Annotated in this window: 15 protein-coding genes and 1 pseudogene; 7 read left to right on the forward strand and 9 right to left on the reverse strand. The window is 41.8% G+C overall.

The annotated features are described in order from the left end of the window. Positions 1-161 precede the first annotated feature (161 nt). Positions 162-2,417 (forward strand): PhoX family protein, encoded by a 2,256-nt coding sequence (locus E0409_RS02820; protein ID WP_131287383.1) that lies wholly within the window; start codon positions 162-164, stop codon positions 2,415-2,417. Between the two features lie 41 nt (positions 2,418-2,458). On the opposite strand, the gene E0409_RS02825 is transcribed toward E0409_RS02820, so the two are convergent. Continuing rightward, the gene (locus E0409_RS02825; RefSeq protein ID WP_131287385.1) at positions 2,459-3,241 is read right to left on the reverse strand and encodes an NRDE family protein; all 783 of its coding nucleotides are present in this window, start codon (positions 3,239-3,241) and stop codon (positions 2,459-2,461) included. Between the two features lie 93 nt (positions 3,242-3,334). Here E0409_RS02825 and lgt point away from each other — a divergent pair, with 93 nt between their 5' ends. From lgt to E0409_RS02840, 3 genes are all read left to right on the forward strand, one after another. Beyond that, the gene (lgt, locus tag E0409_RS02830; RefSeq protein WP_131287387.1) at positions 3,335-4,147 is read left to right on the forward strand and encodes a prolipoprotein diacylglyceryl transferase; all 813 of its coding nucleotides are present in this window, start codon (positions 3,335-3,337) and stop codon (positions 4,145-4,147) included. Positions 4,148-4,229: 82 nt separating this feature from the next. Continuing rightward, positions 4,230-4,616, forward strand: coding sequence for a hypothetical protein (locus E0409_RS02835; RefSeq protein WP_131287389.1), 387 nt, complete (start codon positions 4,230-4,232; stop codon positions 4,614-4,616). Beyond that, positions 4,616-4,981: a hypothetical protein gene (locus E0409_RS02840; RefSeq protein ID WP_131287391.1), complete on the forward strand. Its 366-nt coding sequence runs from the start codon at positions 4,616-4,618 to the stop codon at positions 4,979-4,981. Before E0409_RS02835 ends, E0409_RS02840 begins: the two co-directional genes overlap by 1 nt. A 74-nt stretch (positions 4,982-5,055) precedes the next feature. Here the strand turns inward: E0409_RS02840 and rplT are convergent, their stop codons facing one another. Together rplT and rpmI are read right to left on the reverse strand one after the other, a co-directional pair. Then, positions 5,056-5,415, reverse strand: coding sequence for a 50S ribosomal protein L20 (gene rplT, locus E0409_RS02845; protein ID WP_131287394.1), 360 nt, complete (start codon positions 5,413-5,415; stop codon positions 5,056-5,058). Between the two features lie 11 nt (positions 5,416-5,426). After that, entirely contained in the window at positions 5,427-5,621 is a 195-nt protein-coding gene (gene rpmI, locus E0409_RS02850) for a 50S ribosomal protein L35 (RefSeq protein ID WP_004278281.1), read from the reverse strand. Positions 5,622-5,857: 236 nt separating this feature from the next. On the opposite strand from rpmI, the gene E0409_RS02855 reads away from it, so the two are divergent. Then, positions 5,858-7,117 carry an MFS transporter gene (locus tag E0409_RS02855; RefSeq protein WP_131287396.1) on the forward strand — a complete coding sequence of 420 codons (1,260 nt, stop codon included), beginning with the start codon at positions 5,858-5,860 and terminating at the stop codon, positions 7,115-7,117. Positions 7,118-7,221: 104 nt separating this feature from the next. Further along, positions 7,222-7,956 carry an energy transducer TonB gene (locus tag E0409_RS02860; protein WP_131287398.1) on the forward strand — a complete coding sequence of 245 codons (735 nt, stop codon included), beginning with the start codon at positions 7,222-7,224 and terminating at the stop codon, positions 7,954-7,956. Between the two features lie 38 nt (positions 7,957-7,994). On the opposite strand, the gene E0409_RS02865 is transcribed toward E0409_RS02860, so the two are convergent. From E0409_RS02865 to E0409_RS02875, 3 genes are all read right to left on the reverse strand, one after another. Then, complete coding sequence (locus tag E0409_RS02865; RefSeq protein WP_131287602.1) at positions 7,995-8,417, reverse strand: YqaA family protein; 423 nt, start codon at positions 8,415-8,417, stop codon at positions 7,995-7,997. Between the two features lie 18 nt (positions 8,418-8,435). Beyond that, complete coding sequence (locus E0409_RS02870; RefSeq protein WP_131287400.1) at positions 8,436-8,720, reverse strand: hypothetical protein; 285 nt, start codon at positions 8,718-8,720, stop codon at positions 8,436-8,438. Between the two features lie 109 nt (positions 8,721-8,829). Further along, entirely contained in the window at positions 8,830-9,453 is a 624-nt protein-coding gene (locus E0409_RS02875) for a glutathione S-transferase N-terminal domain-containing protein (RefSeq protein ID WP_131287402.1), read from the reverse strand. Positions 9,454-9,770: 317 nt separating this feature from the next. Here E0409_RS02875 and E0409_RS02880 point away from each other — a divergent pair, with 317 nt between their 5' ends. Further along, positions 9,771-10,238: an Hsp20 family protein gene (locus E0409_RS02880; RefSeq protein WP_131287404.1), complete on the forward strand. Its 468-nt coding sequence runs from the start codon at positions 9,771-9,773 to the stop codon at positions 10,236-10,238. Between the two features lie 202 nt (positions 10,239-10,440). On the opposite strand, the gene infC is transcribed toward E0409_RS02880, so the two are convergent. From infC to E0409_RS02895, 3 genes and pseudogenes are all read right to left on the reverse strand, one after another. Further along, on the reverse strand, positions 10,441-10,992 hold the full coding sequence (infC, locus tag E0409_RS02885) for a translation initiation factor IF-3 (RefSeq protein WP_131287406.1): 552 nt from the start codon (positions 10,990-10,992) through the stop codon (positions 10,441-10,443). A 5-nt stretch (positions 10,993-10,997) separates the two neighbouring features. Then, positions 10,998-12,920: a threonine--tRNA ligase gene (thrS, locus tag E0409_RS02890; protein WP_131287408.1), complete on the reverse strand. Its 1,923-nt coding sequence runs from the start codon at positions 12,918-12,920 to the stop codon at positions 10,998-11,000. 230 nt (positions 12,921-13,150) lie between these two features. Then, positions 13,151-14,311, reverse strand: a pseudogene (locus E0409_RS02895) (alanine racemase).

Below are 14,311 nucleotides of genomic sequence, written 5' to 3' on the forward strand. Positions count from 1 at the left end.
GCAAATTTTTAGGCAGACTTCGGTCTGCTTTTTTCATCAATTTTTTTTCATCAGAGCGACTCATTTTCTTCACCAGACTGTCATTTAAACGTCAGCGCGCTGTCATATATTTCACCTAAGTTTGATACAACTTTATAACAACCATATACTTGGGAAATATCATGACAGACTTTACGCCATATCATGAAGAGCAAGAATTAGACAACAATACTTCTGACAATGTCCATTTCCGTGACATTTTAGAGCAAGCGATTACACGCCGCAGCCTCATCACCAAAACTGCGAGCGGCGCAGTTGCCTTGACTTTGGCTTCAACTTTGACAGCTTGTGGCAGCGATAGTGACTCAGGAACAACACCTCCACCTGCTGATCCAAAAAAATTACCGACAAAGTTGAGCTTTACCCCAGTCGCGAAGAACCTGAATGATATCGTGACGGTTCCAGAAGGTTATGAAGCCAAAGTACTTTATGCGCTGGGTGATTCCATCAATCAATCCTATGGTGCATGGGATGATAACGATATCCCTTCAGGTCCAAGCTTCCAGTTCCGTTCTGGTGACTGTCATGATGGTATGAGCTATTTTGGTCTAAATACTACAACAGGCCGTTATGATGACACTAAATCTGATCACGGTTTATTAGTTTTAAACCATGAGTACATTAACCAAACCTTCTTACACCCTAAGGGTCCGACCAAAGATACAAGTGGTCGTCGCCCTGAAGATGAAGTGATTCGTGAAGTCAATGCGCATGGTGTATCCATCGTTCATGTAAAAAAAGATAGCAAAACCCAAGCCGTTGAAATTTTGAAAAATTCAATTTTCAACCGCCGTATCACCGCCTCTACAGAAATGGCTTTTGCTGGTTTAGCTGCTAATTCATCTTTACTTTCAACGCGCTTCTCTCCATCAAGTTCAAAGACTCGTGGTACCCAAAATAACTGCGGTAATGGCTATACACCTTGGGGTACCTATCTGACTGCTGAAGAAAACTTTATTGGTTATTTTTTCCGTTCAGGCGCAGATCAATACGAGCGAACTGCCAATGAAAATGTGGCATTAGGACGCTACGGTTTAGGCTTAGAAATTTCTTATCAAGATACAGCAAAGACAATTGAAAATAAGGATGCTCAAGGACGTACTCTTTATAAAGATAAAACATCTCGCTATCAATGGGAAACAGCCCTTGCTGGTGTAGAAGATCAAGATATGTATGATCGCTGGAATGCTTCCGTAGTGGGCACATCTGCGACTGCTGACTATCGCAACATCCCAAACAATTTCGGTTGGATTGTCGAAATTGATCCATTTGACAGTCGTCAAGCTCCTGTAAAACGTACTTCATTAGGACGTTTTGCGCATGAAGACTGCCGTACTAGCCGTGCCATTGAAGGTCAGAACCTGGCATTCTATATGGGTGATGACTCACGTGGTGAATACATCTATAAATTCGTTTCTGATACAAAATGGGATGCAAAAGATATCAATGGCGGTTATGCAGCCGGCGATAAATACATGAATAGCGGTAAACTGTATGTTGCCAAATTCAATGCCGATGGTACAGGTCAGTGGATTGAGCTATCAACTAGCAACCCAGCAATTTCTGGTTATACGACTTACGCATTTGCAGACCAAGCGGATGTATTGACGCATGCACGTATCGCTGCAGATGCTGTTAGCGCAACCAAAATGGACCGTCCTGAATGGGTTGCAGTCAATCCAAACAATGGTGAAGTGTATGTCACGCTCACCAATAACAGTAACCGTGGTACTAGCTATACAACTGATGCCGCCAACCCACGTAACTATACCGACCCTGTAGGCAGCAATGGTAAAGGTAACGTGAATGGTCACATTATCCGCTTCCGTGAAGATGCAGATACCACAACAGCCACCACATTCAAATGGGATATTTACCTGTTTGGTGCTGAAGCACAAATGCTTGAGAATGTTAACCTGTCTGGTCTAACTGACAATAATGACTTCTCTAGCCCAGATGGTATGTGGTTTGACCCACGCGGCGTGCTCTGGATTCAAACAGATGATGGCGCTTACACTGACGTGACCAACTGTATGATGCTGGCTGCATTGCCTGGTACGATGGGTGATGGTGGCAAAGCGACTGCGCTTTCAGGCACTGCTACACAAGATACCTTTATGGGTGCCAAAGTGACCGATGAAAATCTACGTCGCTTCCTAGTAGGCCCTAAAGATTGTGAAATTACTGGTGTGACCATGACACCTGACTACAAAGCCATCTTTATTAACGTTCAGCACCCTGGTGAAGATTCAACTGCTTATAATAACGCAACCAGCCACTGGCCTGCGACACAAACAGATCCAACCAATACCACTGCGCGCCCACGTTCAGCAACGGTGGTGATTACCCGTAAAGATGGTGGAGTGATTGCTGGATAAGTTTCTAAATCTTAAAAATACCGGCTTTATGCCGGTATTTCTTATTTTGTAAGTGGAATTTTTAACTTTATAATCCTACCCTGATGTTCCCCTTGCTGGGATTTTTCTTGCCACAGCCATGTCTGATTTTTCATTCTTAAAAAATTTGAACAACGGGTGCCATAAACGGGGCTTTGAATAAAAGTCGATGAAAGTAATTCTTCCATCTCTGCACTAATACCGGTTTGTGGAAGCAGTTCAGGAATAATTTTTCGTTCATCTTCTAAAATGTCCCACACCGTAAATTCAAGATCCGGTTCAGTAATAGAAGCCTGCTGCAACATCGGCAAGAATTCTTGGGTAAAGCGTTTACGTAAATGTTTAGTCTTTTCCCAATGTTCAGTCATTAAACCATTGGATACAACATATACCCCTTTGGCTAAAACCTGAGGGGCTTCACCGCGGTTACTCATATAAACCGCCTGATCTTGATCGCCGAGCAATAAATTAAAACCGGCATAATCACACTGGCGTTTTTCTAACGCTTGAGCAAAGCGGATGGGCGTTAAATCCGACTCTAAAAAAGCTTGAATCAGATGACCGCGTGAAGTCGGATAGGTTTTTTTATCGGTTGCATCTCGAAAGTTGGTCACTACCGCCCATCGTCCTGATTTCGTTACGCCCATCCAGGTGCCGCCAGACTGTAGATCTTGTCCGGCAATAATCGGGCTATTTCCCCAAGCTTTTAAACCGTTGGTCGGGCGCTGATAAAACTCATCCCGATTGGAAATCAGACACAAAGGCGTATCTTCCAAGACTTGCCAAGCTAAAGCGACAATACACATAATCCATGCTCTTTATCTTTACACATTGAATGTACAACATTTTTCATCACATTCAGCTAAAATCTGTGCAAAACAGAATCACAAGGAACAGGAATGCTGACCTATCCAAATATTGACCCAGTTGCCGTATCGCTGGGGCCGTTACAAGTCCATTGGTATGGACTGATGTATTTACTGGCATTTTTATTTGCCTGGGGACTTGCCACTTATCGCACCAAACACCGTGATGGCTGGACACCCGACATGGTGTCTGACCTGATTTTCTATGGCGCCTTAGGTGTAGTAATTGGTGGTCGTGTAGGCTACGTGTTCTTTTATGGCTTTGAACAGTTTCTGGCCAATCCGCTCTGGCTATTTCAGGTCTGGACTGGTGGCATGAGCTTCCATGGCGGCTTCTTGGGCGTGATGATTGCCATGCTGTTCTGGTGCAAGAAATACCAGAAAACTTGGTTCCAAACGCTGGACTTTATTGCTCCTTGCGTACCAACTGGCTTGATGTTCGGCCGTATTGGCAACTTCATTGGTGGCGAACTCTACGGTCGCCAAGTCACTGACCCAAACTTTGCATTGGGCATGATTTTCCCGACCGATCCGCTGCAATTGGTGCGTCACCCATCACAGCTTTATCAGGCATTGGCTGAAGGTTTAATTCTGTTTATTGTGTTGTGGTGGTTCAGTTCAAAACCGCGTCCACGTATGGCCGTTTCAGCCTTGTTCCTGATTGGTTACGGTATTGCACGCTTTGTGGTGGAATTCTTCCGTGAACCGGACAATGGGCAGCTGTTTATTGGCTGGATGAGTAAGGGCCAATTCCTGACTGTACCGATGATTTTGATTGGCCTCTGGATGATGTGGTATGCCTACCAAAAGAAAATTTATGATTGGGGCCCACAGAAAAATACTTAATTTTTAGCGAGGCAAAAGCCTCGCTTTTTTAGCTTTGTTTTTGCTAAAGTGCAGTCAGTCCTCGTTTATCTATCAGAAGAATATGCTCGAATTTTGGTTTAATCCTAAAGTTTCCATCCTCCGTAAACTCATGATCTTTGTATCGATTGCGATTTCAACAGGCATACTTTACTGGATGGAACCGCTAAAACCTGATGCAATTCTCATGTTCTTAGGCACGGGTATTATTTTTCTGATTTGTCGTTATTGCAAAATTCATTTTGCCTCAAAAAATCCAACCGGATTGCTATATCGCCTCCTGACTTGGATTCCGATTGCACTATTACTGGCCCTTATTTTTATGCAGATGAAAGAAGGTGAAATTTTAATTCCGGGTGCGCAAGGTATTGGTTTTACGGCTTTAGCCATCTGTTTATTTTCACCTTTATCTTTACTGAATAAAAATGATGCTTCAGACGAGAAAAAATAATGCTGGAATTTTGGTATTCAGATAAATGTACCCGCCAAATGAAGCTGATTGTCTGTATTGCCACCTGTGTGATGATTTATCTGTGTTCTACAGTGCAACAACTTTCACCAATGTTTACAGGTATTAGTATTGTCATTGGGATGAGCCTACATGGGTTAAGGACTTTAAGCTTAAAAATAGCGGAAGATAATCCTTATAAAAAAGGTTTCGCCATTTTAACTTTTGTGATGCCGCTGATCGCTTTAATTACTTTAATTTCAATGCTGCCGGCAGAACATAGACTGATGCTTATTATTCAGCTGATCGGCTTTGCTGCAATTGGTTTATTTATCTTATCGACATTTCCAAAACGCAGATTTGATTAAAATTGTTCGGTATTTTTGGAAACTCAAAATAAAAAAAGACCGCTAAAAGCGGTCTTTTTTAAAGTCATAAAGACTTATGCAGCCAAAGCATCTTTCGCTTTAGTCGCCAATGCAGCAAACGCAACTGCGTCATGCATAGCGATGTCAGCTAAAACGCGACGGTCGATAATTACTTGAGCTTTTTTCAAGCCAGCAATCATACGGCTGTATGACAAACCGTTAAGACGCGCACCAGCATTGATACGTGCAATCCACAAAGCGCGGAATTGACGTTTCTTCTGACGACGGTCACGGTAGGCATATTGACCAGCTTTGATTACCGCTTGGAACGCTACGCGGTAAACGCGTGAACGAGCACCATAGTAACCTTTAGCGCGAGCAAGAATTTTTTTGTGACGGCGATGAGCCTGTACACCACGTTTTACACGAGCCATTTATAATCTCCTTAGATGTACGGGCACATACGGCGAACTGAAGCAACGTCACTTACGTGAACCATTACACAGCCGCGTAATTGACGAATACGCTTAGCAGATTTTTTGGTCAAAATGTGGCGTTTGAACGCTTGTTTACGCTTAAAACCGTTAGCAGTCGCTTTAAAGCGTTTAGCTGCACCACGGCGAGTTTTCATCTTAGGCATAACAACCTCTTTTGAACACCTGTTCGGCTCGTTTGCACCATTACAAAACGACCTGCAGGTAAGGGAGCCAGTATTCTAAAGCATCTTTGCTTAAAACAAAAGCAAATATCCTTAAAATACACGACCAATCGTCCGCTTCTCTTAGTCTTATTTCCAATATCAAATGCGCGATGTTTTTATTAATAAATCAACTATTCAGCACTATAATTATCACAACATAAGAATATTGGACCAATATGACTCCCGCACAGGATGCTTTTGCAGCACTGCGCTATCGTGACTTCTCTATTGTTACGGTGAACCAGTTCTGTCTCACCCTCGCCATTTTAATTCAAGAAATTATTGTCGCGTATTCACTTTATCAAATTACCAAAGACCCACTGACGCTAGGTTTAATTGGTTTAGCTGAAGCTATTCCGTTTATCACCCTGTCTTTGTGGGGCGGCTATTTTGCAGACCGCTTTAATAAACAGACCATTATGAAAATCTGTTTGTTCTTTGCCGTGCCCTTACCTCTGGTTTTATGGTGGCTGTTTCATACCTATGGTGTAGGTGAAATTGGGATAAATACCCTTTCTTGGGGAATCTATGCCGTTGTTTTTGGCTTGGGTACGATTCGTGGTTTTTACAATCCTTCTGCAACTTCACTCAAGCCTTTCCTGATTCCACGTGAACTCTATGCCAATGGTGCAACCTGGACCACGATCGGTTGGCAAAGTGGCGTGATTATTGGTCCCATGCTCGGTGGTTTCATGTTGGCATTTTTAGGTCGCGAAACCAGTTTGCTATCAGTCGCGGTATTGTTGAGTATCTGTTTTATCCTGATTAACCTGCTACAAAACCGTAGCTTCCCAAAAATTGAAACGAATAATTTGATCGAAAGTTTGGGTGATGGTTTCCGCTTTATCTGGAAAACTAAAATCGTACTGTGGGCGATTTCACTGGATTTGGTTTCTGTTCTCTTTGGTGGGGTAATTGCCCTGCTGCCTATTTTTGCAGAAGATATTCTAAAAGTCGGTCCTGAAGGGTTGGGTTATTTGCGTGCCGCACCTTCCATTGGCGCACTTTTTACCATGATTGCCTTAACCAAGTTTCCCCCTACTCAAAATGCCTGGCGCAATATGCTGCTTGCCGTGGCGGGTTTTGGGGTGTTTACGCTATTGTTTGCCTTTTCCAATAACATGTGGTTGTCCCTGTTTGCTTTAGCCATGACCGGAGCCTGTGACAGTATTTCAGTGGTGGTTCGTCAAACCATCCTGCAGATTTATCCACCTGAAAATATGCGTGGCCGCGTTGCCGCAGTAAACGGCATGTTTGTCTCAAGCAGCAATGAACTTGGGGCATTTGAATCTGGCTTAGCCGCAAAATATATGGGCACCATTATGGCAACGGTGTTTGGTGGATGTATAACCATGGTCGTGGTTGCGATAAGTTGGGCAAAAACCCATGATTTATTTGGCGTAGACATCACTCAAGGTGATGATCAAATACGTTAATTCACTTTTTAGACTTGCGAGTATTTCTAATTCAGGAAATACTTCGCACTCACAATGCTCCGCTATCCATACAACCTCTGGCCTGATTAAAGAAATAAATATTTATGAAGAAAATCCTGTGTTTTTCTCTACTTATGAGCTTACCGTTAAGTGCTACCTATAGCGCTGCACCTAAAGCACCAAAACAACTCTCGGTTCAGAAAAGCGCAGCCCTTCCCGCGCATTTAACCACGCGCATTCAGTGGAGCAAATTTCCACGTCCAAGCTATAAAAGTGAAGATTTAGAAGATCAAAACCGTAGCGCGATTATTCGTATCTATGCCGATGAAACCGGCAGTATCAGCAAAGCCAGCGTACAAGAAAGTACCGGCTTAACGCATTTAGATGATCTGTTAATTAAAGCGGTTCGTGAGGCGCAGGTAAAACCCTATGTCGAAAATGACACTGCCATTCCACAAATTGGCTATCAAACCTTTAGCCTTAAACTAAGCCAAGAGGATTATGCAGAAGTTTGCCAATACAACTTTAATTCTAAAAACTGGCAGGCTCAGCAGCAAGACAAAAAAGCCCCCTTTTCATATCGTGCTCAACCCGCTTTAGATATCGATTCTGAACAACTCAATGGGCACAATCGTACAGTGAAATTCACCTTTAAAGTGAATAAACATGGAGATGTGAAAAAAATAAAAGTGAAAAATGGTTCTGGCATTTATGCTTTAGACCAACAAATTGTACGCGCAGTCTCAAGTGTAAAAGTAGATGTACCACGTAAATATTGGGTTTATAAAAAATCGACTCTTAAAGATGAAATCAAGTTCGATTTAAATCACTGTCAGTAATCTAGGCAATGAAAAGAGATGCGCAATGCATCTCTTTTTTAAAACATTGAAAAAGCGCTATAGATAAATAAATAGCGCCCCACTTTCGCAAGACTCACCATCAATAAAAACTGCCAAAAGTTTTCTTTGAATAAGCCCGCAATCAAGGTAATTGGATCGCCAATGATCGGCACCCAACTCAATAGCAACGACCAGTAACCATACTTTTGGTAGATTCCCTGTGCTTTCAACATTTTCTGCTCTGAAACGGGAAACCATTTTTTATCTTTATAGTGTTCGATTTGCAAACCTAGCCACCAGTTTACACAGGAACCCAAAATATTTCCCAAGCTTGCAACAAACAGCAGTCCAATAACTGAATGACTACCCTCGGCCAACAGTGCCAATAAAACGGCTTCGGACTGTAATGGCAATAAAGTCGCTGCGCCAAAGGCAGAAATAAACAGTAAAGCGTAGGACAGCATTAGGTGAACAACGGTTTAAAGACCGAGTTTTTTCTTGGTAGATTTATATTCATAAATAGACCAAACAATGAATAAAGCCATCACCAACCATCGCATCAAACTATAACGATGAGCAATCACACCAAATATTTCTTTGGATACCGATGGATCATTGGCTTTTAGCGTCTCTGCCACTGACTGCATATGCACCACTTCAGCAATAAACAACAATAAGCAAGCTGCAATACCAAAGATAATTGCCCAATAAATTTTCTTATTTGTTTCAATAATATGCGTTAAATTTAAGAAAAAGTCTTTCATAGCCATGAGGTCCAATAAAAAACCACAGCAACGGGTGGTTTATTTTTGCGAGATTTAAGCGGTATTATTCTCCAATCTTAGCACAAAAAACATTTTTCAATTTTTATCCTCAGGCATTCACTTGAATTGCCAAAGCACGTTGCACTGCTGGGCGTGCGGTCAAGTGATCTACATATTCTTTTACGTATGGATAATCTTCGAGTTGAATCTGCTGCCACTCATAACGCAAAATCCACGGCAGAATTGCCATATCGGCAATTGAATATTCACCCGCCACGTACTTTTGACCAATCAACTGCTTGTTCAACACACCGTACAAACGTTTGGTCTCGGCTACATAACGATCAATCGCATAGGGGATTTTTTCAGGCGCAAATTTACCAAAATGATGATTCTGCCCAAGCATCGGACCCAAACCGCCCATTTGCCACATCAACCACTGTTCAACTTCAACGCGTTGCTGTTCATCGTCTGGATAATACAAGCCTGTTTTACGTCCTAAATATTGTAAAATGGCACCAGATTCAAAGACTGAAATGGCTTCGCCACGCGGGCCATCCTGATCGACAATTGCCGGAATTTTATTGTTTGGAGAAATACGTAAAAAGTCAGGTTGAAACTGATCATTTTCCATAATATTGATGGGGAAAATTTGATAATCCAAGCCCATCTCTTCTAAAGCGATTGTAATTTTATGACCATTGGGCGTTCCCCAATAATATAGATCAATCATGTTTCCTACCTTTTGTCGTTCTCATTTTGCATGACATTATTGAACTGTGTTGATACTTATATCATGTTTTATATTGATAAATCATCAAGCTTTACTGAAGTTTAAAACACAAAATAATCAAGCATAATCAATTGTTTTTATTCAACATTAAAAGCTTATAAATTTTTCAAGCTGAATTCTTGAAAGCACTAAAAACAGTACAATATATAACAGAGGACAATGATCTTATCAGATATTGTTCTACATACTGTTCATGCATGCATAACAGAATTGCAATCTTGTTTATAAAAATTATTTGCACTCAAGAGGTTATATCAATGAGCAATATCAGTCTTACTCCCCTATTCCGTCGTAGCATTGGTTTTGACCGTCTCAATGATCTATTTGATTACGCCATGCAAAGCGATACCCCCAATTATCCGAACTATAACATTGAAAAAACAGGTGATAACAACTATCGAATTGTCGTTGCTACAGCGGGCTTTAATGAAGATCAACTTGAGATTAATCTTGAAAATCAGCTACTCACGATTACCGGTAAAGCTGTAGAAGAAAAGTCAGATACCACTGTTGAATTTTTGCATAAAGGCATCGCCAGTCGCTCATTTAAACTGTCGCTACGCCTAGATGAACATATTGAGGTACAACAAGCCAATTATGAAAATGGTTTATTGAAAATAGATTTGCAACGTTCTGTTCCTGAAGAAGCCATGCCGCGCCAAATTCCGATTGGTAAAAAGACGGCGATTGAAAATACGGAAAAGACCAGCGTAGACGCACAATAAATCTCTCTTATTGAGAAAGACCCTTCTTGGGTCTTTCTTTTTGGGTCAAAAAGCATAGATTGGCATTTTAGGAATAAAAAATAATCATCTTTACCAACAGATTATCCAAGTCCGTCCCAGTATTGGAATTTTAAACCAAATCCTAAGCCATAAAAAAAGCACTGCATTGGCAGTGCTTTTTTATCAATGGATCAATGAGTGCTTACTTTTTACGTTTTGGTCCAAGTAGCATACCCATTTGACGACCTTCCATTTTTGGTGATTGCTCGACTGTACCGTATTCGATTACGTCTGCTTCAACTTTTTGCAATTGAGCAAGACCTAATTGTTGGTGAGCCATTTCACGACCACGGAAGCGTAAGGTGATTTTTACCTTGTTGCCTTCTTCAAGGAACTTGATAATTGCACGTAATTTTACGTTGTAATCACCAACATCAGTCGCAGGGCGTAGCTTGATTTCTTTCACCTGTACTTGATGCTGTTTTTTCTTCGCTTCTTTCTGCTTTTGCTTAAGATCAAACAAATGCTTGTTGAAGTCCATGATCTTACAAACGGGTGGCTCAGCATTGGCAACGATCTCTACAAGATCAAGCTCAACGCTTTCTGCTGCACGTAAGGCATCAGCCAAGCTTACGATACCTTTTTGCTCGCCATTTTCGTCTACAAGACGGACTTCTTTTGCACGAATTTCATCATTCAAGGCAGGACGGTTTGATTTGTTACCGCCCTGTTGATTACGGTCAGGCTGTTTAATCGCTGTTACTCCACAATGTACCGGCCGCGTTCGGCTACGGCTGCTTTCACTAGGTCAACGAAGGCATCGATTGACATAGTACCTAAATTTTTTCCTGAGCGGGTACGGACATTCACAGTACCTTCCTCTACTTCACGGTCTCCAAGAACCAGTAAGTAAGGAATACGCTCTAAAGTACGTTCACGAATCTTAAAGCCGATTTTCTCATTTCTCAAGTCAGAAATGGTACGAATTCCACTTTCTTTAAGTTTAGCGACGACTGACTCACATGCCTCGGCTTGAGAATCAGTAATATTCATTACACACGCTTGAACTGGTGATAACCATGGTGGCATGAAACCAGCATAGTGCTCAATAAGTATACCAATAAATCGTTCAAAACTACCTAGAATTGCACGGTGCAACATCACAGGCTGATCACGATCATTATCTTCTGTGACATAAGACGCATCTAAACGCCCTGGTAAGTTGAAGTCACACTGAATAGTACCACATTGCCAGATACGACCTAAGCAGTCTTTCAGTGAGAATTCAATTTTCGGACCGTAGAATGCGCCTTCACCTGGTTGTAAATCCCAAGCCAGACCAGCAGCATCTAAAGCATCTGCCAAAGATTTTTCCGCCATATCCCAAAGTGCATCTTCACCAACACGTTTTTCAGGACGAGTCGACAACTTCATTTGTACTTCTTCGAAGCCAAAGTCTTTGTATACATCCAGTGTCAATTTGATAAAGTCTGCAACTTCTTGACCAATTTGTTCTTTGGTACAGAAGATATGCGCATCATCCTGAGTAAAGCCACGAACACGCATAATGCCGTGTAATGAACCCGATGGTTCGTTACGGTGACATGAACCGAATTCTGCTAAACGTACTGGAAGATCACGGTACGATTTTAAACCCTGGTTGAACACTTGCACATGACAAGGACAGTTCATTGGCTTCACCGCATAGTTGCGGTTTTCAGAATGTGTGGTGAACATGTTGTCTGCATAGTTTGCAGCATGTCCTGATTTTTCCCACAAAGTGAAATCTACAACCTGTGGTGTACGGATTTCTTCATAGCCATTGTCTTGCTGAACTTTACGCATGTATTGTTCAAGGACTTGGTAAATGGTCCAACCGTTTGGATGCCAAAACACCATACCCGGTGCTTCTTCTTGCATATGGAACAAGTCAAGCGCTTTACCGATTTTACGGTGATCGCGTTTTTCTGCTTCTTCAATACGTTTTACATAGGCAGCAAGCTGTTTCTTGTCTGCCCAAGCTGTACCGTAAATACGTTGTAACTGTTCATTCTTCGCATCACCGCGCCAGTAAGCACCAGAGATTTTAGTCAGCTTGAATGATTTTAAGAATTTGGTGTTTGGAACGTGCGGACCACGGCACATATCCAAATAATCTTGATGGTAGTACAAGCCCATTTGTGTTTCTTCAGGCATGTCTGCAATCAAACGCAGTTTGTATTCTTCGCCACGTGCTGTGAATTCTGCAATCACTTCATCACGTGGAGTCATTTTTTTCACGACTTCATAGTCTTGATCAATGAGCTTTTTCATACGCTCTTCAATCGCTGCCATGTCGTCTAATGTGAATGGACGTGGCATCCAGATGTCATAGTAGAAACCTTCTTCAATGACCGGACCAATCACCATTTTTGCTTCTGGGAACAATTGCTTAACAGCATGGCCAACCAAATGCGCACATGAGTGACGAATAATTTCGACACCGGCATCGTCTTTAGGCGTAATAATTTGTAGTGTTGCATCTTCAGTGATGAGATCAGACGCATCGACTAAACGGTCGTTAACGCGACCAGCAACTGTATTTTTTGCAAGACCAGGACCAATGCTGAGGGCAACGTCCATCACAGATATGGCGTGATCAAACTGTTTTTGATCGCCATTTGGCAAAGTGATAATTGGCATAAGAAATCCTTAAGGAGTGATGCCCCGTACCATAGGGCATATCACCGCGAGATTATGATCGAGGAGAACCTCAAAAGATAAAAACGGTGGATAAATAAAAATCGATTAGAATTTTACACGTCTTACCCCTTCGATTAAACCTTTTCCCCAATAAAATTCGGCTTCATAACCAAAATTTAGTTTTAAGCGGATATATGAAGTGATGATTTATGGTTTAAACGACCCCATATTTACTCTCGACAGGTTTCCCAAACTTCAAATTTCCTATGTTCATATACATAGAGATGGGCGAATTGTGGAATAATCGCTTCGCTCTGTTGTGGCCTTAAAAACACATAATCATCGACAGAAATTTCGTACTGTTTGGGAACCTGAAGTATTTCCTGATTACTGCTGCGGCCATACAAAATGTGCGGCTGACTTTTTTCAGGATAAATATAATCTGCTCGCCAATAGCCCCCATAGACAAACAAAGCTTGATAATGATGTGGAAGATAATCCAACATTTCTAGACCGGGTAACTGGCTATAAGGCAAAACTTTTAACACGGGTGTAGCAATCCAGAGTGCACATTCTAGTTCTGATAAATTGTCCAGATCAAAATCACTGGGCTTGAGCAGCATCGAGCCAAAAGCCAAATCATTACATTCGCTCTACTGACAATGGTGCATAAAGGTTGGACTCCCTCCACCGTTAAAACATAGGTTTTCATGCCATAAATCCGGAAATTGCTGCTGAAGAATACTTTTGTATTGTTGATAAATTTGTTGCGATTGTTGATAAGTTTTTTCGGGGCTTTTCAGAATTTTCGGCAGTTTTGCTACATGTGCATCATAGCCCATCAGACCGGCTAGTTTTAAATGCTGTTGAATCAGCTGGAGCAATGCAACAAATTGCTGCGAATTCTGTACTCCACCGCGATGCAAACCGACATCAATTTCAATATTTACATGCAAACGAATATTGAGTCGTTGCGCGATTTGCTAATATTGTTGTAATCGCGCCACATCATCAATCAGCCATTAAATGTTTGCTTGATCATTTGCTTTATTTTGCTCAGGTGAAGTTTGATAAAAATGTCTTACGGCCTGAATCGGCATCGGTTTTCCCAGCAAAATATCGGCTTGCGGAAATGATCCCATAATTTCCGCAAGATGCGGCAGATGAAACACCATAAAGCGCTGGGTATTCAGTTTTTCACTGGCCAGTTTGAGTAGCTGGATGCTGGCTAAGGATTTCACCACCAGACGTGGTTTTAACTGCACAGGCAATTTTGACTGTACATAGTCCAAATTATGTTGATATTGAGCCAAATCCAGAATCAGTTGCGGGGTGCCAGTACCCTGCTGTTTTAAATCCTGAGTTAATTGCTGAAAATAATTTGATTGCAT

The organism is Acinetobacter sp. ANC 4862, assembly GCF_004336635.1.
Taxonomy (GTDB): domain Bacteria; phylum Pseudomonadota; class Gammaproteobacteria; order Pseudomonadales; family Moraxellaceae; genus Acinetobacter.